Origin of the sequence: Citrobacter sp. XY323 (assembly GCF_025106035.1) — a bacterium.
Lineage (GTDB): Bacteria > Pseudomonadota > Gammaproteobacteria > Enterobacterales > Enterobacteriaceae > Citrobacter > Citrobacter braakii.
The window spans coordinates 67884-90596 of the sequence record NZ_JANYUK010000002.1 but is presented as its reverse complement, the minus strand read 5'-3'; the positions used below and the strand labels follow the sequence as shown (position 1 = coordinate 90596).

General features: G+C 51.8%; 23 protein-coding genes and 1 pseudogene. 13 read left to right on the top strand and 11 right to left on the bottom strand.

The genetic code is table 11. The features are described 5' to 3' along the window. The first annotated feature begins 1 nt into the window (after position 1). The 3 genes from N0B36_RS03875 to tusE all read left to right on the top strand — a co-directional run bounded on the left by N0B36_RS03875 (position 2) and on the right by tusE (position 2120). Positions 2-1159: a CfaE/CblD family pilus tip adhesin gene (locus tag N0B36_RS03875; RefSeq protein WP_235116547.1), complete on the top strand. Its 1158-nt coding sequence runs from the start codon at positions 2-4 to the stop codon at positions 1157-1159. Positions 1160-1169: 10 nt separating this feature from the next. After that, complete coding sequence (locus tag N0B36_RS03870; RefSeq protein ID WP_259686090.1) at positions 1170-1721, top strand: LuxR C-terminal-related transcriptional regulator; 552 nt, start codon at positions 1170-1172, stop codon at positions 1719-1721. A 69-nt stretch (positions 1722-1790) separates the two neighbouring features. Further along, complete coding sequence (gene tusE / locus N0B36_RS03865) at positions 1791-2120, top strand: sulfurtransferase TusE (RefSeq protein ID WP_016152493.1); 330 nt, start codon at positions 1791-1793, stop codon at positions 2118-2120. Here the strand turns inward: tusE and yccX are convergent. Together yccX and N0B36_RS03855 are read right to left on the bottom strand one after the other, a co-directional pair. Next, on the bottom strand, positions 2117-2398 hold the full coding sequence (yccX, locus tag N0B36_RS03860) for an acylphosphatase (RefSeq protein WP_016152492.1): 282 nt from the start codon (positions 2396-2398) through the stop codon (positions 2117-2119). The two genes, tusE and yccX, sit on opposite strands and share 4 nt — an antisense overlap. Positions 2399-2432: 34 nt before the next feature. Then, positions 2433-2579, bottom strand: a pseudogene (locus N0B36_RS03855) (AraC family transcriptional regulator); the annotation flags it as partial. Between the two features lie 113 nt (positions 2580-2692). Between N0B36_RS03855 and rlmI the strand changes: the two are divergent. After that, entirely contained in the window at positions 2693-3904 is a 1212-nt protein-coding gene (rlmI, locus tag N0B36_RS03850) for a 23S rRNA (cytosine(1962)-C(5))-methyltransferase RlmI (protein ID WP_259686089.1), read from the top strand. Positions 3905-3961: 57 nt separating this feature from the next. Continuing rightward, a complete protein-coding gene (gene hspQ, locus N0B36_RS03845; protein ID WP_016152490.1) occupies positions 3962-4279 on the top strand; it encodes a heat shock protein HspQ in 318 nt (105 codons plus the stop codon). A gap of 67 nt (positions 4280-4346) precedes the next feature. Here hspQ and N0B36_RS03840 read toward each other — a convergent pair whose 3' ends face one another. Beyond that, the gene (locus N0B36_RS03840) at positions 4347-4760 is read right to left on the bottom strand and encodes a CoA-binding protein (protein WP_016152489.1); all 414 of its coding nucleotides are present in this window, start codon (positions 4758-4760) and stop codon (positions 4347-4349) included. Positions 4761-4931: 171 nt separating this feature from the next. Between N0B36_RS03840 and csgI the strand changes: the two genes are divergently transcribed. Then, positions 4932-5594 (top strand): curli synthesis inhibitor, encoded by a 663-nt coding sequence (gene csgI / locus N0B36_RS03835; protein WP_016152488.1) that lies wholly within the window; start codon positions 4932-4934, stop codon positions 5592-5594. A 93-nt stretch (positions 5595-5687) separates the two neighbouring features. Beyond that, on the top strand, positions 5688-6146 hold the full coding sequence (gene mgsA / locus N0B36_RS03830; RefSeq protein WP_016152487.1) for a methylglyoxal synthase: 459 nt from the start codon (positions 5688-5690) through the stop codon (positions 6144-6146). Positions 6147-6178: 32 nt separating this feature from the next. Here mgsA and helD read toward each other — a convergent pair whose 3' ends face one another. Further along, positions 6179-8233 carry a DNA helicase IV gene (helD, locus tag N0B36_RS03825; RefSeq protein WP_047359367.1) on the bottom strand — a complete coding sequence of 685 codons (2055 nt, stop codon included), beginning with the start codon at positions 8231-8233 and terminating at the stop codon, positions 6179-6181. Between the two features lie 125 nt (positions 8234-8358). Here helD and N0B36_RS03820 point away from each other — a divergent pair, with 125 nt between their 5' ends. Further along, positions 8359-8805: a YccF domain-containing protein gene (locus N0B36_RS03820; RefSeq protein WP_016152485.1), complete on the top strand. Its 447-nt coding sequence runs from the start codon at positions 8359-8361 to the stop codon at positions 8803-8805. An 18-nt stretch (positions 8806-8823) separates the two neighbouring features. Then, the gene (gene yccS, locus N0B36_RS03815) at positions 8824-10977 is read left to right on the top strand and encodes a YccS family putative transporter (RefSeq protein WP_016152484.1); all 2154 of its coding nucleotides are present in this window, start codon (positions 8824-8826) and stop codon (positions 10975-10977) included. On the opposite strand, the gene N0B36_RS03810 is transcribed toward yccS, so the two are convergent. Next, positions 10955-11569 carry a TfoX/Sxy family DNA transformation protein gene (locus N0B36_RS03810; protein ID WP_047501141.1) on the bottom strand — a complete coding sequence of 205 codons (615 nt, stop codon included), beginning with the start codon at positions 11567-11569 and terminating at the stop codon, positions 10955-10957. The two genes, yccS and N0B36_RS03810, sit on opposite strands and share 23 nt — an antisense overlap. A gap of 216 nt (positions 11570-11785) precedes the next feature. Here N0B36_RS03810 and sulA point away from each other — a divergent pair, with 216 nt between their 5' ends. Next, positions 11786-12295, top strand: coding sequence for an SOS-induced cell division inhibitor SulA (gene sulA, locus N0B36_RS03805; protein ID WP_032931135.1), 510 nt, complete (start codon positions 11786-11788; stop codon positions 12293-12295). Between the two features lie 357 nt (positions 12296-12652). Further along, the gene (ompA, locus tag N0B36_RS03800) at positions 12653-13711 is read left to right on the top strand and encodes a porin OmpA (RefSeq protein ID WP_153690549.1); all 1059 of its coding nucleotides are present in this window, start codon (positions 12653-12655) and stop codon (positions 13709-13711) included. Positions 13712-13808: 97 nt separating this feature from the next. On the opposite strand, the gene matP is transcribed toward ompA, so the two are convergent. Further along, positions 13809-14261: a macrodomain Ter protein MatP gene (gene matP / locus N0B36_RS03795; protein ID WP_016152480.1), complete on the bottom strand. Its 453-nt coding sequence runs from the start codon at positions 14259-14261 to the stop codon at positions 13809-13811. A 185-nt stretch (positions 14262-14446) separates the two neighbouring features. Here matP and N0B36_RS03790 point away from each other — a divergent pair, with 185 nt between their 5' ends. Together N0B36_RS03790 and fabA are read left to right on the top strand one after the other, a co-directional pair. Then, positions 14447-16207 carry a Lon protease family protein gene (locus tag N0B36_RS03790; protein ID WP_259686088.1) on the top strand — a complete coding sequence of 587 codons (1761 nt, stop codon included), beginning with the start codon at positions 14447-14449 and terminating at the stop codon, positions 16205-16207. Between the two features lie 68 nt (positions 16208-16275). Next, on the top strand, positions 16276-16794 hold the full coding sequence (gene fabA / locus N0B36_RS03785; RefSeq protein WP_003035875.1) for a bifunctional 3-hydroxydecanoyl-ACP dehydratase/trans-2-decenoyl-ACP isomerase: 519 nt from the start codon (positions 16276-16278) through the stop codon (positions 16792-16794). Between the two features lie 107 nt (positions 16795-16901). Here the strand turns inward: fabA and rmf are convergent, their stop codons facing one another. The 5 genes from rmf to N0B36_RS03760 form a co-directional block, all read right to left on the bottom strand. Further along, positions 16902-17069, bottom strand: a complete 168-nt coding sequence (rmf, locus tag N0B36_RS03780) for a ribosome modulation factor (RefSeq protein WP_003035871.1) — start codon at positions 17067-17069, stop codon at positions 16902-16904. 257 nt (positions 17070-17326) lie between these two features. Continuing rightward, positions 17327-17890 (bottom strand): membrane integrity-associated transporter subunit PqiC, encoded by a 564-nt coding sequence (gene pqiC, locus N0B36_RS03775; protein WP_200052294.1) that lies wholly within the window; start codon positions 17888-17890, stop codon positions 17327-17329. Then, positions 17887-19527 (bottom strand): intermembrane transport protein PqiB, encoded by a 1641-nt coding sequence (gene pqiB, locus N0B36_RS03770; protein WP_003836843.1) that lies wholly within the window; start codon positions 19525-19527, stop codon positions 17887-17889. The genes pqiC and pqiB overlap by 4 nt, the downstream gene beginning before the upstream one ends. Positions 19528-19531: 4 nt before the next feature. Then, positions 19532-20779 (bottom strand): membrane integrity-associated transporter subunit PqiA, encoded by a 1248-nt coding sequence (pqiA, locus tag N0B36_RS03765; RefSeq protein ID WP_047501146.1) that lies wholly within the window; start codon positions 20777-20779, stop codon positions 19532-19534. Positions 20780-20794: 15 nt separating this feature from the next. Next, a complete protein-coding gene (locus N0B36_RS03760; RefSeq protein WP_259686087.1) occupies positions 20795-22702 on the bottom strand; it encodes an ABC transporter ATP-binding protein in 1908 nt (635 codons plus the stop codon). Between the last annotated feature and the right edge of the window lie 11 nt (positions 22703-22713).

Genomic DNA, 22713 nt, shown 5'->3' with positions numbered 1-22713 from the left:
TGTGAACAAGCACTTAATTATTTTACTTTTTTTAAGCCTGTGGGCGGGCCAGACCCAGGCAGCGGCCCCTGCCGGAAGAAACACCAGCGTCGATATCAGCTTCGATCGCATGGCCGCCCCCGCGCGCTTTGATATCTGGGTTCATGAACCGAGCGGCTATGATGTCGCCGATCCGCAAAAGTGGGGACGTAATACTCTGACGTGTCTGTCCCGTACCGACTCCGCAGTTGGCGCCTGCATGACCGCCCCGGCCTGGTTCACGGCGAACCCGGGGACACCTTATGCCATCAATTTACGTTTTACGCATGCCCTTACCAGCAAAACGGTGGATCTTAAGGTCTATGGCGACCACTACATGTTTTTCAATAATAAAGTCTTTACCTATCCCAGTTTTATCACGGGAGGGACAGAGATTGTTGCAAACTGGACCAGAGAACCCTACTTCGATTTCTATATCGTGAAAAGCGAACTGGAAAAGCTCGCTCTGCCGGGTATCTGGACCGCAACGCTGAGGCAGAACCTGCGTCAATGGGATAGTGGCAACTGCGGCGGGAACTTCGCTGACCCCAATACCGGATGTCCAGGCTATCGCGCCATTGCTAGCTGGCAGGCCACGATGCGCATTGAGGTTGTCGATCCGGGTAATCAGCAGATTTATCTGCCGGCATTTCCGCACTCAACGCCTATCGTTAACCTCAACCTGACCAACTTCCCGGGGCGGCCGGGTGGCAGTGAAATTCAGGGTGAAAACACGCTGGATATGTGCCTGTACGACGGCAAAAACAGTACCAGCACCCGCACTTATCTTCGGTTTGAAGACGACGGACTCCCCTCAACGGACCGTGCTGAAGAGGCATTTTCAATCCGGCGACGCGGCGGAAGTCAGACCGATGCGCGGGATCGTCTCGACTATCAGGTCTTCGTCACTAATCCCGTCACGGGCGCAACTGAAACCGTCGCCAACGGTAAAACCCTAGTCTGGCAAGGCACCAACGATCCGCAGCATCTGCGTCAGGTCGTCCTGCCCGGCGGACGTGAGAGCGTACTGTGCGTACCTGCCCCTATTGTTCTGAAAACCCCAGCGTTTGCAGCCAGCAGTAAAAACGCCGGGGATTACACCGGCACGCTACGCATCATCTACACACCCAGTACGTTATAAAGAGGCCGCCGTGAATTACGTCATTCTTGATAATAATCGTTTTTATGCCGAAGGGTTGCGCTACGCCCTTCTGCGCCGTAACGCTCACACTCAAGTTGAGAGTGGCGCGTTACAGTGGCGCCGTTCGCTGTTGGCCTGCGACACCCTCGTTGTGCGTTGCCGCTTTTCCGTCGCGAGGACGCATCTGGCGCTGGTCGACATTCTGCTTCAACTGGAGGCCAGGCGCTGGGCGGGAACGGTTTATCTGGTGTGCAATGAAAAAGGTTGGGCACTGGCCACGCATTTACGAAAGCGTTTTGCCACGCTGACCTTACATATCATTGATGACAGAATTGCCGTCGTGGATGCGGCGTATCTGCTTGCTAAAGAGCCCCGTCGGGTACGCAGTCTGAGTTGCTGCCTGACTGGCATGGAGTTCAATGTTCTCGACAGGCTGGTTAACGGTCAATCGGTAAAACATGTTGCGCATATGACGCAGATTAGCGAAAAACAGGTTTCGACGTATAAATGCAACGCGCTGAAGAAGCTTAATGCCAACAATCTGCTACAGCTTCTTCTGTAGGTCGAGGTTTCTCACGCCGCCCCTTATTTGCTAAACTAAGGGCGGTTTTTACTTTATCGACAGAGCACTATGTTCATTTTTGCAGGCCATGAAATTGAGACCGATAGCGAAGGCTATCTGAAAGACACCACGCAATGGAGCGAGCCGCTGGCGGAGAAAATCGCCGAAAACGAAGGTATCGTTCTCTCCCCCGAACACTGGGAAGTGGTGCGTTTCGTTCGCGAGTTTTATCTGGAGTTTAATACCTCCCCCGCAATCCGCATGCTGGTAAAAGCGATGGCCAACAAGTTTGGCGAAGAAAAAGGCAACAGCCGTTATCTCTATCGCCTGTTTCCGAAAGGCCCAGCTAAGCAGGCAACTAAAATTGCCGGCCTGCCGAAACCGGTGAAATGTATTTAATAGCGGATACTAAATCCCTTTAGCTCGTCGCCAGGGCGGTGCGGTTCGCTGAGAACCCGATCAACCCTGGCGCTGCGCGGTCCCCCGGCTTTCAACCACTTCATCAGTTGTTCCACCCGCTCGCTTTCACCACAGGCGACAACTTCTACGCTGCCGTCATCCATATTCTTAGCATAGCCGGTCAACCCCAGCCGTTGCGCTTCATGCTGGGTGGTGTAGCGAAATCCTACCCCCTGAACCCGGCCATAGACCCAGGCGATGATGCAGACTTTCGACATTGCGGTTCTCCTTATCAACATAAATGAAAGAACAGGTACCGATGGACAGATGACCGGCAATCTCCTGAGCTGTCCATAGATTAGCAGGGGATAACTGAATAAGTTGTCGCACCTGTTCAGTGAGATTAAACCGTCGCTCGATAAGCAGAGGCCCCGCCATACCATCATGCAGTAGCGCCAGACGCTGATGATTGACCTCATCATCTGTGCTACTCTACGCGCCATTTTATTTTAATGGTTTCAGGTTGGTACTTTCATCCAACCCGCGTCACTGTTTGTGAGAGGTTGCTCCGCATGACTGAATCTACAATTCCACATTATCCTCGTTTAGTGTTAGCCAAGGGGCGCGAAAAATCATTACTTCGCCGCCATCCATGGGTATTTTCCGGTGCTGTCGCACGTATGGAAGGTAAAGCCAACCTCGGTGAAACCGTTGATATTGTTGACCACCAGGGGAAATGGATAGCGCGCGGTGCGTTCTCTCCGGCGTCGCAGATCCGTGCGCGCGTCTGGACCTTCGATAAGTCTGAATCCATCGACATTGATTTCTTTACCCGTCGTCTGCAGAAGGCGCTGACATGGCGTGACTGGCTGGCGAAAAAGGACGGTCTGGACAGCTACCGTCTGATCGCCGGAGAATCCGACGGCCTGCCGGGTGTCACTATTGACCGCTTCGGCAACTTCCTGGTATTGCAGTTGCTCAGCGCGGGGGCTGAATACCAACGCGCCGCGCTGATTAGTGCTCTGCAAATTGTTTTCCCGGACTGCGCTATTTATGACCGTAGCGATGTGGCCGTGCGTAAAAAAGAAGGTATGGCGCTGACCCAAGGGCCCGTCACGGGCGACCTGCCGCCTGCTCTGCTGCCTATCGAAGAACACGGGATGAAGCTGCTGGTTGATATTCAGCACGGTCACAAAACCGGCTATTACCTCGATCAACGCGATAGCCGCCTGGCGACGCGTCGTTATGTGGAAAACCAGCGTGTCCTGAACTGTTTCTCCTATACCGGCGGCTTTGCGGTCTCAGCATTAATGGGCGGATGCCGTCAGGTGGTCAGCGTCGACACCTCTCAGGAAGCACTCGATATTGCCCGCCAGAACGTGGAACTGAACAAGCTGGATCTGAGTAAAGCCGAGTTCGTGCGAGATGATGTGTTCAAACTGCTGCGCGCCTATCGCGATCGCGGTGAGAAATTTGATGTCATCGTGATGGATCCGCCGAAATTTGTCGAAAACAAAAGCCAGTTGATGGGCGCCTGCCGCGGTTATAAGGACATCAATATGCTGGCTATTCAGTTGCTGAACCCAGGCGGCGTACTGCTGACATTTTCCTGCTCCGGGCTGATGACGACCGATTTATTTCAGAAAATCATCGCTGATGCCGCAATAGATGCTGGTCGTGATGTACAATTTATAGAGCAGTTCCGTCAGGCCGCCGATCATCCGGTGATCGCTACCTACCCGGAAGGGCTGTATCTGAAAGGGTTTGCCTGTCGCATCATGTAACTTGAAAAGTGGAATATTACCCTTACATAGAGGGTATCTATTTCCCGGGAGGTGACTATGATTGCCAGCAAATTCGGTATCGGCCAGCAGGTCCGCCATTCCCTGTTAGGTTACCTCGGAGTGGTCGTGGATATCGACCCGGAATATTCGCTTGATGAGCCGTCAGCCGATGAGTTGGCGGTTAACAGCGAACTTCGCGCCGCTCCCTGGTATCACGTGGTGATGGAAGACGATAATGGTCTGCCAGTGCATACGTATCTGGCCGAAGCGCAACTGAGTAGCGAGCTACAGGAAGAACATCCGGAGCAACCGTCAATGGATGAACTGGCGCGCACAATCCGTAAACAGCTTCAGGCTCCACGCCTGCGTAATTGATAATAACACAGGCCCGATGGCGCTTCGCTTATCGGGCCTGTACGTTTCATCCGGCGACAGTCAAACTTTACTTCGCCAGTCCCAGTCGCGGGATCTCAATCGCCGGGCAACGATCCATCACCACCGTCAGCCCCGCATCACGCGCCAGCACGGCCGCCTGCTCGTTAATTACGCCAAGCTGCATCCATAGCGTCTTCGCGCCAATGGCGATAGCCTCCTGAGCGACGCCCCACGCCGCTTCAGAATTACGGAAGACATCGACCATATCCACTTTCTCTGGCACATCCGCCAGCGTTGCATAGCCCTGCTGCCCCAGTAGCATTTTTCCGGCAACCTTCGGTGAAACGGGAATAACGTGATAGCCCTGATCGAGTAAATACTTCATCACGCGATAGCTTGGGCGATCGGGTTTATCGCTTGCGCCAACCAGTGCAATCGTACGGGTAGATGTCAAAATGCCAGCAATATCGGTCTCTTTCATCGTGTTCCTCCAGGCTGTTTAACAAAGTGTACGACAAACCTGCCCCCGCAACCATTCATCCCATACTGGCGTATGAGAGCTAAACTCAAAAATATGTCTATATGTTAGTAAACGTGATTATCGAAAAATTTAGATACATGTTTGCAGCTATTTTCTGGACAGGAGAAACCTATGAAAGCCGGCATTGTGACAGCCTTAATTGCCCTGTGTTTGCCGGTAACCGTTTTTGCTACCTCATTACGCCTGTCTAATGATATTGACCTTTTGGTGCTGGACGGAAAAAAAGTCTCCAGCTCATTACTGCGTGGCGCCGACAGTATCGAGCTGGAAAATGGTCGGCACCAGCTCGTATTTCGCGTAGAAAAAACCATTCGCTTGTCCAGCCACGAAGAACGTCTGTATATTTCGCCTCCGCTGGTCATCAGCTTTGATACCCAACTCGTCAGCCAGGTTAATTTTCACCTCCCGCGTCTGAACAATGAGCGGGACACAGCGCATTTTGATGACGCTCCACGCGTGGAATTGCTGGATGGGGACTCCATGCCTATCCCCGTCAAGCTGGATATTTTGTCAATCACATCCACAGCGAAAATCGTGAATTATGAAATGGAAACTGAACGCTATAACAAAGCGGCTAAACATGCGTCATTACCGCAGTTTGCTACGATGATGGCCGATGACAGCTCGCTGCTTTCCGGGGTATCTGAACTGGATCGCGTGCCGCCTCAGTCGCAAACGCTGACCGAACAGCGCTTAAAATATTGGTACCAGCAGGCCGACGCACAAACGCGAAGTAACTTTTTGCAATGGGCTCAGAAACAGCCTCCTTCATGACATTTATGTTCGCATACGCATTTTTTTTGTCTTTCTCTTGCAGCGTCAAGAGCTTCCAGTACTCTGTAACCAGGTTAACTTGGGAGCTGTACTATGGAATTAACAACTCGCACATTGCCAGCGCGTAAACATATTGCGCTGGTTGCACACGATCACTGTAAAAAGATGTTGATGAGCTGGGTGGAACGCCACCAGCCGTTGCTGGAAAAGCACGTTCTGTACGCCACAGGAACAACGGGAAACTTAATCCAACGCGCAACGGGAATGGACGTCAACGCCATGCTGAGCGGTCCGATGGGGGGTGACCAGCAGGTGGGCGCGCTGATTTCAGAAGGGAAAATTGATGTGCTGATTTTCTTCTGGGATCCGCTGAACGCCGTACCTCACGATCCTGATGTCAAAGCCCTGCTGCGTCTGGCGACGGTATGGAACATTCCGGTTGCCACCAACGTGTCGACCGCCGATTTTATTATCCAGTCGCCAAACTTCAACGATGCAACGGACATCTTGATCCCAGATTACGCCCGCTATCTGGCAGAGCGCCTCAAATAAACACCGGGCAGGCGGCAATTGCCGCCTGCTATTCAGGGTTTTCTTGCTACCGGAACATCCAGTTGTTTAAGCTCATCCACAAAGCACGACGGTGTTTCTTTATTAAACAGCAGCCATACCCGATGCCGTGCACGCGTTAGAGCCACATACAGCAAGCGTCTCTCTTCAGCATCCGGGAAATCCTCCACCGCCGGAAGCAACGCCTCTTCCATAATCGACTCGCGGGCCGGGGCGGGAAAACCGTCATTCCCATCATGAAGCCCCACAACAATAACGTAATCTGCCTGCTGTCCCTTACTGGCATGGATAGTCATGAAATCCAGCTGTAGCTTAGGCCAACGGGTGGCTGCTTTCTCCAGACTGGCAGGTTTCAGATGATGGTATCGCGCCAGCACCAGAATTCTCTCTTCTGCCTTCACAAATCCCGACAGCTTATCCAGTAGCAGATCCAGCTGGCTTTCATCGAGCAACGTGACGGCTTTTTTATCGCCTGCCATCAGACTGTTGAGCGGTTTCGTAAGCTGATGAGGGTTTTGCTGGATAAACTGGTTTGCGACTTCACCAATGCGGCTATTAAAACGGTAAGTCGTATCCAGATTACAACGGTCGCCCTCGCCGAAGTTTTGCTGGAATGCGGTGGTCAACGAAAGCTGTGCTCCGCTGAACCGGTAAATTGCCTGCCAGTCATCCCCTACGGCGAACAGCGTAGTCTGTGAGTTTTGCTTGCGCAGTGCGGCTAACAGGGCGGCACGCTGAGGAGAAATGTCCTGAAATTCGTCGACCAGAATGTGTTTCCACGGACTGATAAACCGACCTTTTTCCAGAATGACAATAGCCTGATGAATCAACCCGGAAAAATCGACGGCATTCTCATCCTTCAGGGCGCCCTTCCAGGCCTTGAGCAGGGGAGACATCAGCTTAATGCGTTTACTGAACAGATCGCGAATCTCCTCCGGAGCATTGGCGATCATCTCCGCCTGCGCTCCGCCATGCATACGCATCAGGCTAACCCAACGATCCAGCCGGGAAGCCAGCCGGCGCTGTAATTTTTCGTCATCCCAGAAGTTACCTTCGGGTACAGACCACTGCATCTCTTCTTCTAACCATTGCCGCCAGCCTTTGGCCTGTGCCTTTTTCTCACTGCACTGCTGACGCCAGGTCGTGATAAAAAGTTTGCTGCGCGCGGCAACATCATTTTCCAGCTTGCTAACCGTCGGGACTTTTTTGCTCCCCTGCGAAATAATGTGCAACGCCAGTGAATGAAACGTCCTCGCGGTGATCTCTTCCGTATGCAGACGTTCACGGATGCGATCGTCCATCTCCTGGGCCGCTTTGCGTCCAAACGCCAGCAGCAGGATTTGTTCGGCCGCCGCTTCCCCTCGCGCAAGTAGCCAGCCCGCACGGGCGACCAATACGGATGTTTTGCCGCTTCCGGCCCCCGCAAGAACCAGTAATGATTGTTCGCCGTTCACCACCGCCCGCGCCTGGGCCGGATTCAGCGGCGAGGACTCAATTTGCTGGAAAAAATCGGCATGTTCTTCCAGCATGGCATCGGTATACGCCTGGTTGTGCTGTAAGCGACAAGCTTCAATGTCCTTCAACCATGCCTGACATTGACGTAACGCCTCACGGCAATTTTCAAATTCTTCCAGCCGGTTGATCGGGAGCGGCAATGCGGCAAAGGCGCGGCGGATCTGCTGCTGTAGTCCTGACGTCTGTTCGCGCGTCAGCCATTTATTCTCACTGGTGCGGGTGGCGATCGCCTCCAACTGCTGCTGTAAAACTCCCGCAGCGACGTCGCTCATTTCCTGACTCCACTGCTGCCAGAGCGAATTCAAATGGTGATGGAAGCGCTGGGTTTCTGCCCATTCAGTACCGTGAAGACGTACTACCTTATCATCCGGGAGCACAAACTCCAGCTCACCCCATACCAGGCCGCGTTTACAATGAATAGCCAGTAACTGATTGAAGGGAATAAGATACTCGTGACGATCGCCGGAAACCTTAATCCCGGCATTGAGAATAACGGCCCGATCGTAAGGGTGTTGTGCCAGACGTTTTCCAAGAGAAGTTGCTTTCAGTTCCATAAGACTCAAGCGGATCCACACGAAGAGGTTTGCTTATCAGTGTAACCGCCAGAGAAAACGTGCTCCAGCCCAAAAAAACGTTACAATTGCCGAATTCACAGAAAACCAGAGTTAACCGAGGGTTTATGCGTACTGTTCTGAATATTTTAAATTTTGTGCTCGGGGGATTCGCCACCACCTTAGCCTGGTTACTGGCTACGCTGGTCAGTATTGTGCTGATTTTTACTCTCCCCCTGACCCGCTCATGCTGGGAAATTACCCGACTCTCGCTGTTTCCCTACGGTAACGAAGCGATTCATGTCGATGAGCTTAATCCAGCGGGCAAAAACGTCCTGTTGAATACCGGAGGCACCGTGCTCAATATTTTCTGGCTGATTTTCTTCGGCTGGTGGTTGTGCCTGATGCACATTGTCTCCGGTATTGCCCAGTGCATTACGATTATTGGTATCCCGGTTGGCATTGCGAATTTCAAAATCGCGGCGATTGCACTGTGGCCGGTGGGTCGCCGGGTAGTGTCAGTTGAAGTTGCTCGCGCAGCGCGTGAAGCCAACGCGCGTCGTCGCTTCGAATAATCAGGACCGATGGCCTTTATGTTAAGTCCTCTGCTCAAACGCTATACCTGGAACAGCACCTGGCTGTACTACGTGCGGATTTTTATCGCGCTTTGCGGCACAACAGCGCTGCCCTGGTGGCTGGGTGACGTTAAGCTGACCATCCCGCTCACGCTGGGTATGGTCGCAGCCGCGCTTACTGACCTGGACGATCGTCTTGCAGGTCGCCTGCGCAATTTGATCATCACGCTGGTGTGCTTTTTCATTGCCTCGGCCTCGGTCGAACTGCTCTTCCCATGGCCATGGCTGTTTGCCCTTGGGTTAACGCTTTCCACCAGCGGCTTTATACTGCTGGGGGGATTAGGGCAGCGCTATGCAACCATCGCCTTTGGCGCGTTGCTGATCGCCATTTACACGATGCTCGGCACCTCGCTTTACGATCAGTGGTATCAGCAGCCAATCCTGCTGCTCGCGGGCGCCATTTGGTACAACCTGTTAACCCTGACCGGACATCTTCTGTTCCCTATTCGCCCGTTGCAGGACAATCTGGCGCGTAGCTATGAACAGTTAGCGCACTATCTGGAACTGAAATCGCGTCTTTTTGATCCCGACATAGAAGATGAAAGCCAGGCGCCGTTGTATGATCTAGCTCTTGCGAATGGGCAACTGATGGCGACTCTAAACCAGACAAAGGTGTCACTGCTGACCCGCCTGCGCGGCGACCGCGGACAGCGAGGAACACGTCGCACGCTACATTACTATTTTGTGGCGCAGGATATTCACGAACGCGCAAGCTCCTCGCATATTCAATATCAAACGCTGCGCGACCATTTCCGCCACAGCGACGTGATGTTCCGCTTCCAGCGCCTGATGTCGATGCAGGGGCAAGCGTGTTCGCAACTGTCTCGCTGTATTTTATTACGCACGCCTTATCAGCACGATCCGCACTTTGAGCGCGTCTTCACCCATATTGATGCTGCACTTGAGCGCATGCGCGCGAGTGGTGAGCCTGCCGATCTGCTCAACACGTTAGGATTTTTGCTGTCAAACCTGCGGGCCATTGATGCCCAGTTGGCTACCATTGAGTCCGAACAGGCTCAGGTACTTTCGCGCAATGAGTCTGAAAATCAGCTTGCCGATGACAGCCCGCATGGGTTCAGTGATATCTGGTTGCGTCTGAGCCGTAATTTCACGCCTGAATCCGCCCTGTTTCGTCATGCTGTTCGCATGTCGCTGGTGCTCTGCGTCGGCTATGCCATTATCCAGATAACCGGAATGAACCACGGGTACTGGATCCTGTTGACCAGTCTGTTTGTCTGCCAGCCAAACTACAACGCCACCCGACATCGTCTGGCACTAAGGATTATCGGCACATTAGTCGGGATCGCCATTGGGTTACCGATCCTGTGGTTTGTACCTTCTCTCGAAGGGCAATTGATACTTCTGGTGATTACCGGCGTGTTGTTTTTTGCCTTTCGTAACGTCCAGTACGCGCATGCCACCATGTTTATCACGCTGCTGGTGCTACTGTGCTTTAACCTGCTCGGTGAAGGTTTTGAAGTTGCACTTCCGCGCGTCATCGATACGTTGATCGGCTGTGCCATCGCCTGGGCTGCTGTCAGCTTTATCTGGCCAGACTGGCGTTTTCGGAATCTGCCGCGAGTGATTGAACGGGCCACTGACGCTAACTGTCGTTATCTTGATGCTATTCTCGAACAATATCATCAGGGGCGTGATAATCGTCTGGCATACCGTATCGCCCGCCGTGACGCGCACAATCGTGATGCGGAACTTGCTTCGGTGGTGTCGAACATGTCGAGTGAACCGGATGTCACGGCCCAAACACGCGAAACGGCGTTCCGCTTGCTGTGTCTTAACCATACGTTTACCAGCTATATTTCCGCCCTCGGCGCACATCGCGAGCAGTTAACCAATCCTGACGTCCTGGCATTGCTGGATGATGCCGTCTGCTATGTAGATGATGCGCTTCACCATCAACCTGCTGATGAGCAGCGCGTATACCAGGCACTGGAAGATCTGAAGCAGCGAATTCAGCATCTCGAGCCACGTCCGGACAGTAAAGAGCCGCTGGTCGTACAGCAAGTTGGGTTACTGATTGCCCTGCTCCCAGAGATTCGGCGATTACAGCAACAAATTGCTGTGCTGCCATCTAATACCCCGGTTCCGGCGTAAGAGAACTCACCCACTCCACCAGCTCCTGGCGACGCGTCGCCGGGAGCGCTGCTTCATGCACCCCGTCAACCGCTCCTTCAAGGGCATAGAGTATTTTTACCGTTAAGGCAGGGTTATTTTGCCGAAGTTTCAACCAGCACATCTGAGCTCCCAGCGATCGCAATGTCCCCTCATCCTTAATTCCTGCTTCATTTAGCAAGGTCTCGAGATGAAACGTCATATTCGGTAATTCCCGCAGGCGATGTTGTGCAAAGCGACTCTGTTTTTCCTTAACGGCTGCATCGAGTGAAAATTGTGATAGCGACACTAACTGCTGCTGGTTCTGCCACAGGGTATCGTTCACCTGGTAATAATTGAGTACAACCGGACGCCCGCGCTTGATAAATGTTAGCCAGACAGGAGAATTTTTTACACAGTACTGGGCGCTCTGCTCACAGGCGCGAAGATATAACTCACCGCTGGCAACCATGGCAAAGACCGTATCACCAACCGTCAGACTATAGCTGCCAAACAGTGAGCGGTAGTGAATTGTTCCCAGAGAAGCCAGATATTCTTGTGATTTATAGATTCTTGCATAAGACTTTTCTTTCATAAAAATCCTTTTAAATCATAACGTAAGCAAATAATTTGCAGTAGCAGATCCGTTAATGACGAAAATAGGCAACTTATGCGTATGGGGCAAGATGAATTTTATTTTTCCCGTGATGATGACTAAAAATTGCGAACCTGTTTCCGAAAATAAGGTTGATCTTTATTGATGGCGGGGTTACTGTATATCCATACAGTAACTCACAGGGCTGGATTGATTATGTACACTTCAGGTTATGCAAATCGTTCTTCGTCGTTCTCTTCCGCATCGAGCAGCATTGCGCGCGTTTCAGCAGAGAACGCTACCGCTGGGCTTATCAGTGAAGTGGTCTATCGCGAGGACCAGCCCATGATGACGCAGCTCCTGCTGCTTCCCCTGCTGCAACAGTTAGGGCAACAATCACGCTGGCAGCTGTGGCTGACGCCTCAGCAAAAATTAAGCCGTGAGTGGGTGCAGTCGGCCGGGCTTCCATTGACCAAAGTCATGCAAATCAGCCAGCTCTCCCCCTGCAATACGCTGGAATCGATGGTTCGTGCGCTGCGCACGGGTAACTACAGCGTCGTCATCGGCTGGTTGACGGAAGAATTAACCGAAGATGAACATGCCGAGCTGGTAAAAGCGGCAGATGAAGGTAATGCGATGGGATTTATCATGCGTCCTGTTCGCGCTCAGACACTTGCGGGGAGACAGCATTCCGGGCTAAAAATTCACTCGAATTTGTATCATTGAGTAAAATTAGGAATTATCCTGGAATTTTTTTTCATGTTTTAATTTGCCATTGAGCTGTAACGCGTTTTCCGGCTGAAGGCCTGTCTGAAGCGGTTTTCAGGAAATCCTCAGTACATTTATTCATCTATAAATGTTAAATAATGTGTACACAAGCCTTTTTTTTTCATATGCCTGACGGACTTCACACTTGTAAGTTTTCAACTACGTTGTAGACTTTACATCGCCAGGGGTGCTCGGCATAAGCCGCAGATATCGGTAGAGTAACTATTGAACTGGTCCCCGGGTGAAGGATTTAACCGTGTTATCTCTCTTCGGAGATATTCATGGCGAATTTTGGATGATAACGAGGCGCAAAAAATGAAAAAGACAGCTATCGCAATTGCAGTGGCACTGGCTGGTTTCGCTACCGTGGCGCAGGCCGCTCCGAAAGATAACACCTGGTACACTGGTGCTAAACTGGGCTGGTCTCAGTACCATGATATTGGTAACAACCAGATCAACAACGCTGGTCCTACCCACGAAAGCCAACTGGGTGCTGGTGCGTTCGGTGGTTATCAGGTTAACCCGTACGTTGGTTTCGAAATGGGTTACGACTGGTTAGGTCGTATGCCGTACAAAGGCGCCACCGATGCTACCCACAATAATGGCGCTTTCAAAGCTCAGGGCGTTCAGCTGACCGCTAAACTGGGTTACCCAATCACTGACGATCTGGACGTTTATACCCGTCTGGGTGGTATGGTTTGGCGTGCAGACGCTAAAAACAACCAAGGCTTCAAAGACCACGACACTGGTGTTTCCCCAGTATTCGCAGGTGGCGTAGAGTATGCAATTACTCCTGAAATCGCTACCCGTCTGGAATACCAGTGGACCAACAACATCGGTGACGCGAACACCGTTGGCGGTCGTCCGGATAACGGTCTGTTGAGCGTTGGTGTTTCCTACCGTTTCGGTCAGCAGGAAGAAGCAGCTCCAGTAGTTGTTGCTCCGGCTCCGGCTCCAGAAGTACAGACCAAACACTTCACTCTGAAGTCTGACGTTCTGTTCAACTTCAACAAAGCAACTCTGAAACCAGAAGGCCAGCAGGCTCTGGATCAGATGTACAGCCAGCTGAGCAACCTGGATCCGAAAGACGGTTCCGTAGTGGTTCTGGGCTTCACTGACCGCATCGGTTCTGACGCTTACAACCAGGGTCTGTCCGAGAAACGTGCTCAGTCCGTTGTTGATTACCTGATCTCTAAAGGTATTCCTTCTGACAAAATCTCTGCACGTGGCATGGGCGAATCCAACCCGGTTACTGGCAACACCTGTGACAACGTGAAAGCTCGCGCTGCACTGATCGACTGCCTGGCTCCGGATCGTCGTGTTGAGATCGAAGTTAAAGGTATCAAAGACGTTGTAACTCAGCCTCAGGCTTAAGTTATCGTCTTATAAAAAAACCCCGCTTTGCGGGGTTTTTTTTCACTTTTTATCAATCAAAGCACGCCTGTACACAACACATTTAGCCATTCTGTGGTTATTCTTTTCCCAGCAGCGCCTGTAAATCCTGCTTCAATGTCGACATTTTATTCGCGTACTTCTCTTTATGCTCTGCGTCTTCAATCAGTTGTACAATAGTTTCAGAAAGCGTTTTGCCGCGCCGCTGCGCAAGCCCCGCTAAGCGCTGCCAGACCATAAATTCCAGATCGATAGATTTCTTTCGCGTATGCTGATGCTCCGCGTTAAAGTGCCGCTTACGCCTCGCCCGTATGGTTTGTTTCATACGATTTAGCAGCGCAGAGTTCATGTGTTCTTCAATCCAGGTATTGACCCGAACCGGTTCATTTTCGAGGGTTAGCAACAAATCAACGGCTTCTTCGGCAGCGCTGGCCTCTACGTAACGGGTGATTAATTCCCCCTCACGATGCTTCTTCACCAGATACTTCCATTTCCAGCCGCTTTCAAGGTTTTCAAGTTGTTGATATTTCATTGCGATCTCAATGTTACCGTGTAACTCTTATCAGAATATCAGCTTTTTCGGCATCTGAAGAAAAGAATATCCAGCCTGTGAACTGTCGCGCGTCATCGCATTCGTTTCACAGCGCTTTCCACGTGTGCAGTGATGATGGTTACGGTATAATCTCGTTTTTTACAACAGACTAAAAAACATCAACTTTGACCATTACGAAACTTGCATGGCGTGATCTGGTTCCTGACACCGATAGTTATCAGGAAGTATTTGCACAGCCGCACGTCACTGACGACACCGATACCTTACTTAGTGATACTCAGCCACGTTTACAATTTGCGCTGGAGCAGCTTCTTCAGCACTGGACGACGTCTTCGTTCATGCTGGTAAAAGCGCCGGAAGAGCTTGAGTACATCAACCTTATTGCAGAGGCCGCGCGGCCTCTGCACTCTGATGCCGGAAGTCTCACCGGAGGTCATTATGATATCTCCGGTCACACTATCCGCTATCGTACAGCTGAGAGAGCAGAAGACAATTTTGCGACATTAACCCAGGTAGTCTGCGCTGACTGGGTTGAAGCCGAACAACTGTTTGGCTGTCTGCGTCAGTTCAATGGCGAAATTACCCTACAACCAGGCCTTGTGCATCAGGCCAACGGTGGTGTGCTGGTTATTTCGTTGCGCACGCTACTGGCCCAACCGCTGCTGTGGATGCGCCTGAAAGCCATTGTCAGCCACGAGCGTTTTGACTGGGTAGCTTTTGATGAGTCTCGCCCGCTGCCCGTCTCCGTTCCACCTATGCCGCTTAAACTCAAAGTGGTATTAGTCGGTGAACGTGAATCACTGGCAGACTTCCAGGACATGGAGCCGGAGCTGGCTGAGCAGGCTATTTATAGCGAGTTTGAAGATAATCTGCAGATAGTGGATGCCGAAACCATGACGCAGTGGTGTCAGTGGGTAACACATACCGCTACGCGCAACAATTTGCCCTACCCGGCCCCTGATGCATGGCAAGTGCTGATCCGTGAAGCCGTTCGTTATACCGGCGAACAGGATACATTGCCGCTTAACCCGCTGTGGATCACCCGGCAGTTCAAAGAAGTGGCCCCGTTATGCGAGGGCGAAACCTGCAACGCTGAGCAGTTCAGTCTGATGCTGACCCAGCGTGAATGGCGGGAAGGTTTCCTCGCCGAACGAATGCAGGATGAGATCCTGCAGGAACAGATCCTGATCGAGACGGAAGGCGAGCGTATTGGCCAAATCAACGCCCTGTCGGTGATTGAATTTCCTGGCCACCCCCGCGCGTTTGGTGAGCCTTCTCGTATCAGCTGTGTGGTTCATATTGGCGACGGCGAATTTACGGATATTGAGCGCAAAGCCGAGCTTGGCGGAAATATTCATGCGAAGGGTATGATGATTATGCAGGCGTTCCTGATGTCGGAACTCCAGCTTGAACAGCAAATCCCCTTCTCTGCCTCGCTGACCTTTGAGCAATCCTATAGCGAAGTGGACGGCGACAGCGCGTCCATGGCAGAACTTTGCGCATTGATTAGCGCCCTCGCCGACGTTCCTGTTAATCAAAGCATCGCCATTACCGGTTCTGTCGATCAGTTTGGTCGGGCACAACCTGTTGGTGGTCTGAACGAGAAAATTGAAGGCTTCTTCGCCATCTGTCAGCAGCGTGAGCTGACAGGCACACAGGGCGTTATCATTCCTTCAGCGAATGTCAGACACCTGAGCCTGCAGCCTGCTCTGCTACAAGCCGTAGAAGAAGAAAAATTCACTATCTGGGCGGTGGACGACGTGATCGATGCGCTGCCACTGTTATTAAATCTGGTGTGGGATGGTGAAGGCCAGACAACGCTGATGCAAACTATCCAGGAGCGTATTGCTACGGCAACGCAGCAGGAAGGTCGTCACCGTTTTCCCTGGCCGCTACGTTGGCTGAACTGGATTATTCCGAACTGATCGGACTTGTTCAGCGTACACGTGTTAGCTATCCTGCGTGCTTCAATAAAATAAGGCTTACAGAGAACATGGTAGATAAACGCGAATCCTATACAAAAGAAGACCTTCTTGCCTCTGGTCGCGGTGAGCTGTTTGGCGCAAAAGGGCCACAACTGCCTGCACCAAGCATGCTGATGATGGACCGTGTCATCAAGATGACCGAAACCGGCGGCAACTTTGACAAAGGTTATGTTGAAGCTGAACTGGATATCAACCCGGACCTGTGGTTCTTCGGATGCCACTTTATCGGCGATCCGGTGATGCCGGGCTGCCTGGGTCTGGATGCCATGTGGCAGCTGGTTGGATTCTATCTCGGCTGGCTGGGCGGCGAAGGTAAAGGCCGCGCGCTGGGCGTAGGCGAAGTTAAATTCACCGGCCAGGTTCTGCCGACTGCGAAGAAAGTGACTTACCGCATTCACTTCAAACGCATCGTTAATCGTCGCCTGATCATGGGCCTGGCTGATGGTGAAGTGCTGGTTGATGGTCGTCTGATCTATACCGCAAACGATCTGAAAGTGGGTCTGTTCCAGGACACTTCCGCGTTCTAATCCAGGTCAGCGTAGCCGCCAGACATTAACGTTTATTCGTCTTGTCTGGTGGGCAAAAAGGCGAAACCTCCGCTCTGCGGAGGTTTCTTTTATCTAAAGAGACAGAATCAGGCCATTAAAACCCTATCCCCCATGGCTTCTCGCCAGCCTCCCAGCCAGTATGACCTCTGATTCAGCGTCTGATAGGGACACATTTCTTTTGATCGTCCGGCAATGCCGGCCTGATATCCACGTTGATGTGCCCGTTCCAGGCGATCTCGTTTTTGTCTCTTCATGCCTCGTTTCCCTCATCTTTTGGGTCTGGTGGAAAAGAAAACAGTGATTACTAAGTGTGCAATCACACTAAAACGAATACCCCTAAACATCAGGCTCGTCAATGCGCAAAATTCACGCCAGTGTCATATTTGTGAGCTACCCGCAAAATCATTTGTACAAAAATAGTCTGTCAGAACAGCTATCTCCACGGCTAAAAAATAAAAAAAACCGCCCCGGGCAATGAACCAGGGGCGGCATAATTTACAATTATTTAAGCTTAAGGGATGCGTTTCAGCTCTTGAGCCATTGCCGTCGCTTCCTGGCTCCAGGCGTTGGCCAGAACCTTCACCATCTCATCGTAGCCGTCTTTAGTCTGTACAGCTTCGATGTGGAATGGACGCTTGATCAACTGCCCCTGGTGATTCAGCAGCCATTCACCGCTCACGATGACCTTACCATCGTACCGACCGTGGAAGCCGGTCACGGTGACGTTCAACGTGTCCTGAGTGCTTCCCAGCGGCTGCGAAGCGACAACCCAGCCAGGCAACTGCATACTGAGGTTCGTAACCAGGGTATTGCGCAATTGCTGATCTAATGGGCTGGCCCAGAGATTATTATTCGCTATCACATATTGCACATCGCTGGTCTGGTAAACCACCCCATTACCCGCCAGATAGTCCGGGACCGCAATCTGTTCAACCCACAGCAGACGGTTACCCTGGTTAGCTGAGCTCTGTACGCCCCCTTGCGCGATAGGGAGCTGGTAATAGCTTTTATTTTCTCCGCTGGAGCTGCATGACGTCAGCCAGACCACCATCATCGCCACTAGCCACTTTTTCATTGTTTCGCCCTCTTCGGCTCTGGATCTTTTTTGTCCTTCGCTTCAAATACCAGCGCATTGCTCTTATCGTTCAACGTTTTCAGTACCGGTTGCAGTTCTCGCAGTACCTGATCAAGACGCTGCATATCCGCCACCATCTTGTTGTAGGCGGCGGACCCCGGCTGGAAGCCCTGCATACTACGGTTCAGTTCGCGCAGCGTGTTCTGCATATCCGCCGGAAGATCCTGCATCGACTGACTGGACGTGATCTTATTCATGTTGTCCAGCGTGGTTTGCAGATGCTTCATCGTACGCTGGCTTTCCGACAACGTATTGGTCGCCTGCTCAATCATCGGGTTCAACGGCAGATTGTTAATCTTATCCAGCGCTTCCATCAGTCGCTGCTGGATCTGCGCCAGACCACCGCTCACGGTCGGAATAATTTGATAACCGTTAAATTCGCGCACACCGGTAATCGGCGGTTCTTTCGGGTAGAAGTCGAGATCGACATACAGAGCGCCAGTCACCAGGTTCCCGGTTTTCAGCGATGCCCGTAAGCCGCGTTTAAGCAATTCTGCCAGATGAGCGCCAACATCAGTATCTTCTCCCAGCTGTGCCTTCAGACGTTCTGGCTCGATACGTACCAGCACCGGAATGCGATAATCATTGTTAAAGACCTGACGCATATTCGGTGAGAAGAAAGGTACTTTGCTTACCGTACCCAAACGGATGCCACGGAATTCCAGTGGCGCGCCAGGCTGCAGGCCACGAATTGAATCTTTAAAGAACATCAGGTAATCAATATGATCGGTATACAGTGAATCCTGAATACTTTTTTGGTCGTCATAAAGATTAAACGCAGACTGTTGTGCGACCGGTTCGCCTTGTTCCAGCCCTTCTGGCACATCAAAACTTACGCCACCGCCAAACAGCGTGGAGAGAGATCCCATTTCCACGCGCATACCTGCCGAAGTAAGATCCACGGCGATCCCACTGTCCTTCCAGAAACGCACATTGCTGGTCACCAGACGATCGTTAGGCGCATTGATAAATAGCTGATAGCTAATCGTACGCTTTTGCGCATCAAATGTGCTGGTTTCAACCGAACCTACACGATAACCACGGAACAGTACCGGGTCGCCCGGGCTCAACTGACCGGCTTTTTTGCTGTCCAGAATCACACGGATCCCTTTCGCATCTGGCGGTGCCAGCGGCGGTGAATCCAGCAGTTGGTAATTTTCCAGCTTGCTGCCTTTATTGCCTGGCTGCAGTTCAATATAAGCCCCGGACAATAGCGTGCCGAGCCCACTGATACCTTCACGTCCAACCTGCGGCTTCACCACCCAAAAGACAGAATCTTTATGCAGCAGCTTTTCCATTCCGGAGTTAAGACGAGCTTTAATTTCCACATGGGTCAAATCATCAGTCAGGGTTGCGCTCTCGACGATGCCGACATCCACGCTGCGGCTCTTAATCGTCGTTTTGCCCCCTTCAATACCTTCAGCATTGGTGGTAATCAGCGTGACTTGTGGCCCCTGATGACTGTAATGATAAAACAGGACCCATGCGCCAATGAGGGCAGTGACTATAGGGAATATCCACACGGGCGACCAGTTTTTTACCTTTTGCACTTTGGCTTCCCCACTTTTAGATTCCATGCTGTCAGGACTCCTCATGATCTGGTTCACGGTCCCACGACAGACGGGGATCAAATGTCATCGCAGAAAACATTGTCATAATGACGACTAAAGCAAACATCAAAGCACCCATTGCAGGATAAATGTTCATTAACCCTCCCATGCGCACCAGCGCAGAGAGTACGGCAATTACAAAAACGTCGATCATTGACCAGCGACCGACAAATTCTACAACCTCGTAAATTAAATGCATTCGTTCACTGTCGCGTTTGCCGTGCCCTTTGGCATCCCAACACAGCCAGGCAATGGCGATCATTTTCAACGTCGGCACCATAATACTGGCGATAAAGATAATCGCAGCCACCGGGTAAGAGCCTTCGCTCCAGATTAAAACCACGCCCTCGAGTATCGTTGAAGGCAGCTTTGACCCGAGCAGATCGGTGATCATGATCGGCAGAATATTGGCAGGAAGATAAAGCATGATCGACGTAAACAGTAATGCCAATGTCCATTGCAGACTGTTTTTACGCCGCACATAACCTTTCGTCTGACAGCGTGGGCATACCAGCTCGTCTGCCGGAAGAATAGCGGTGCAGCAGGAACAGGAACGCAATCCTTGTCGGATGCCGGGCACACCAGGCTTTAATTCCTGCTTAATGGCTGGCATAGGGGCAATATCATCCCACAGCCAACGGCGATCCACACACTGGAAAGCCCGCAACTGGAGCATACAAAACATGCACCACGGGATGAAGCTGCTGCCCACGCCGATATCGCCGTAGGCCATCAGCTTAACAAAGCTCACCAGCACGCCCGCGAGGAAAATTTCTGCCATTCCCCAGCTTTTTAACTGAAACAAAATACGCGCCAGCCATGTTTTAAGCCGCTCAGGCATATGAACCCGATTCACCAACAGCAAAATGGTCAACAAGCAAAAAGCGGGAACCAACTGAACGAATAAGATAAAGAAGGTACCGAGGCTGGCGTAATCTTCCGAAAAGAGAACGCTGGGGATTTGCAGCAGCGTCACTTCGCTGCTCACCCCCGCAACATTCATATTCACAAAGGGAAAGAGGTTTGACAAAAGCAGCATAAATAATGCTGCTAACACATAGGCGGTAGGACGCTGCCGTGGCGCGTCCCACTCAACCGTTAACGTAGTGCCACATCGTGGACATGCCGCTTTCTGACCATGCTCAAGGCGAGGTAACGCCACCAGCATGTCACACTGCGAGCACAGAATATGCTTCGCGGCATGGTGATGTTCGCACATATGTGCTCCTTTAAATTATGCGCCGTTCTTCAAAGACTCAAGATACTCCCAGCGCTCAAAGGCTTGCTCAAGTTCTTGTTCAGCTTCGTTCAGATTAGCTAATACCTGTTGCGTTTGCTCATGCGGCTGACTGAAAAAAGCGGCGTCAGCTACCTGAGCTTGTAATGCTTCCAGTTTAGCTTCCAGTTCTTCAAGCAGCGCGGGGAGCAGCTCCAGTTCGCGCTGCAGTTTATAGCTTAGTTTGCTCGTGCTGCGTTTGACAATTTCTGCTTTAGGAGCAACGGTTTCCTCTGTTTTTTTCGCAACTGGCTGTTTAAACGCCACATACTGCGATTGCTGGCTGCGGGCATCATGATAACCGCCGACATAACGACCAATTTTACCGCCGCCTTCGAAGATCCAGCATTCGGTTACGGTATTATCCACAAACTGACGGTCGTGGCTCACCAGCAGCACGGTGCCCTGGTAGCTATCAATCAGCTCTTCAAGCAGTTCCAGCGTTTCGACGTCCAGATCGTTCGTTGGTTCATCGAGAATCAAAAGATTACTGGGTTTGAGAAAAAGACGCGCCAGCAGTAGGCGATTGCGTTCCCCACCAGAGAGCGCACGTACTGGCGTCATCGCCCGTTTCGGATGGAACAGGAAATCCTGGAGGTAGCCCAGCACATGGCGAGGTTTACCGTTAACCAGCACCTCTTGCTTACCCTCAGCAAGGTTGTCCATCACGGTTTTATCCGGATCCAGTTCGGCGCGGTGCTGATCGAAATACGCCACTTCCAGCTTCGTGCCGACGTGAATGCGTCCGCTGTCAGCCTGAAGCTGACCTAACATCAGCTTCAGCAGCGTTGTTTTACCGCAGCCGTTAGGTCCAATTAGCGCAATCTTGTCGCTACGTTGCACCTGCGCGGAGAAATCTTTTACCAGTTGCTTTCCATCAACCTGGTAATCAACATTCTCCATTTCGAAGACAATCTTGCCAGAGCGGCTCGCCTCTTCGACCTGCATCTTCGCCGTGCCCATCACTTCGCGACGTTCGCCACGCTCGCGACGCATGGCTTTCAGCGCCCGCACGCGGCCTTCATTACGGGTACGACGCGCTTTGATGCCCTGACGGATCCACACTTCTTCCTGCGCCAGCTTGCGATCAAATTCCGCGTTTTGGAGATCTTCCACCCGCAGCGCTTCTTCTTTATCCAGCAGATACTGATCGTAGTTCCCCGGATAGGTCACCAGCTTGCCGCGGTCGAGATCGACAATACGCGTCGCCATATTGCGAATAAATGAACGGTCGTGGGAAATGAAAATAATTGTCCCATTGAAGGATTTCAGGAACCCTTCCAGCCAGTCGATAGTTTCAATATCCAGGTGGTTAGTTGGTTCATCCAGCAGCAGTACGCGCGGGTTGCTCACTAACGCGCGGCCCAGCGCCGCCTTACGCAGCCAGCCGCCCGAAAGCGAAGAAAGCGCGGCGTTAGGATCCAGTCCCAGTTGTGCCAGCACTTCATTAATGCGGCTTTCGAGCTGCCACAGATTATGGTGATCGAGCATTTCCTGAACCCGCGCCATTTCATTCAGGTTTCTGTCGCTGGGATTGGTCATCACCAGGCGCGAAATATCGTGATAACGCTTCAGATATTCAGCCTGTTCCTCAATACCTTCGGCAACGAAGTCATAGACGCTGCCCTCAACATTACGCGGCGGATCCTGCTGCAGACGCGCCACAACCAGGTCCTGCTCATAAATAATACGCCCGTCGTCAAGACCCTGTTCACGGTTGAGGATCTTCATCAGCGTCGACTTACCTGCGCCATTACGGCCAACCAGACAGACGCGTTCGTTATCTTCGATATGCAGTTCTGCATTATCAAGAAGCGGCGCATCGCTGAACGACAGCCATGCACCATGCATACTGATCAATGACATTTATTTATCCT

Bases quoted from the DNA above. Each gene is read 5' to 3' on its own strand.
- tusE (WP_016152493.1), top strand. From the start codon at position 1,791: ATGTTCATTTTTGCAGGCCATGAAATTGAGACCGATAGCGAAGGCTAT.
- yccX (WP_016152492.1), bottom strand. From the start codon at position 2,398: ATGTCGAAAGTCTGCATCATCGCCTGGGTCTATGGCCGGGTTCAGGGG.
- rlmI (WP_259686089.1), top strand. From the start codon at position 2,693: ATGACTGAATCTACAATTCCACATTATCCTCGTTTAGTGTTAGCCAAG.
- hspQ (WP_016152490.1), top strand. From the start codon at position 3,962: ATGATTGCCAGCAAATTCGGTATCGGCCAGCAGGTCCGCCATTCCCTG.
- N0B36_RS03840 (WP_016152489.1), bottom strand. From the start codon at position 4,760: ATGAAAGAGACCGATATTGCTGGCATTTTGACATCTACCCGTACGATT.
- csgI (WP_016152488.1), top strand. From the start codon at position 4,932: ATGAAAGCCGGCATTGTGACAGCCTTAATTGCCCTGTGTTTGCCGGTA.
- mgsA (WP_016152487.1), top strand. From the start codon at position 5,688: ATGGAATTAACAACTCGCACATTGCCAGCGCGTAAACATATTGCGCTG.
- helD (WP_047359367.1), bottom strand. From the start codon at position 8,233: ATGGAACTGAAAGCAACTTCTCTTGGAAAACGTCTGGCACAACACCCT.
- N0B36_RS03820 (WP_016152485.1), top strand. From the start codon at position 8,359: ATGCGTACTGTTCTGAATATTTTAAATTTTGTGCTCGGGGGATTCGCC.
- yccS (WP_016152484.1), top strand. From the start codon at position 8,824: ATGTTAAGTCCTCTGCTCAAACGCTATACCTGGAACAGCACCTGGCTG.
- N0B36_RS03810 (WP_047501141.1), bottom strand. From the start codon at position 11,569: ATGAAAGAAAAGTCTTATGCAAGAATCTATAAATCACAAGAATATCTG.
- sulA (WP_032931135.1), top strand. From the start codon at position 11,786: ATGTACACTTCAGGTTATGCAAATCGTTCTTCGTCGTTCTCTTCCGCA.
- ompA (WP_153690549.1), top strand. From the start codon at position 12,653: ATGAAAAAGACAGCTATCGCAATTGCAGTGGCACTGGCTGGTTTCGCT.
- matP (WP_016152480.1), bottom strand. From the start codon at position 14,261: ATGAAATATCAACAACTTGAAAACCTTGAAAGCGGCTGGAAATGGAAG.
- fabA (WP_003035875.1), top strand. From the start codon at position 16,276: ATGGTAGATAAACGCGAATCCTATACAAAAGAAGACCTTCTTGCCTCT.
- rmf (WP_003035871.1), bottom strand. From the start codon at position 17,069: ATGAAGAGACAAAAACGAGATCGCCTGGAACGGGCACATCAACGTGGA.
- pqiC (WP_200052294.1), bottom strand. From the start codon at position 17,890: ATGAAAAAGTGGCTAGTGGCGATGATGGTGGTCTGGCTGACGTCATGC.
- pqiB (WP_003836843.1), bottom strand. From the start codon at position 19,527: ATGGAATCTAAAAGTGGGGAAGCCAAAGTGCAAAAGGTAAAAAACTGG.
- pqiA (WP_047501146.1), bottom strand. From the start codon at position 20,779: ATGTGCGAACATCACCATGCCGCGAAGCATATTCTGTGCTCGCAGTGT.
- N0B36_RS03760 (WP_259686087.1), bottom strand. From the start codon at position 22,702: ATGTCATTGATCAGTATGCATGGTGCATGGCTGTCGTTCAGCGATGCG.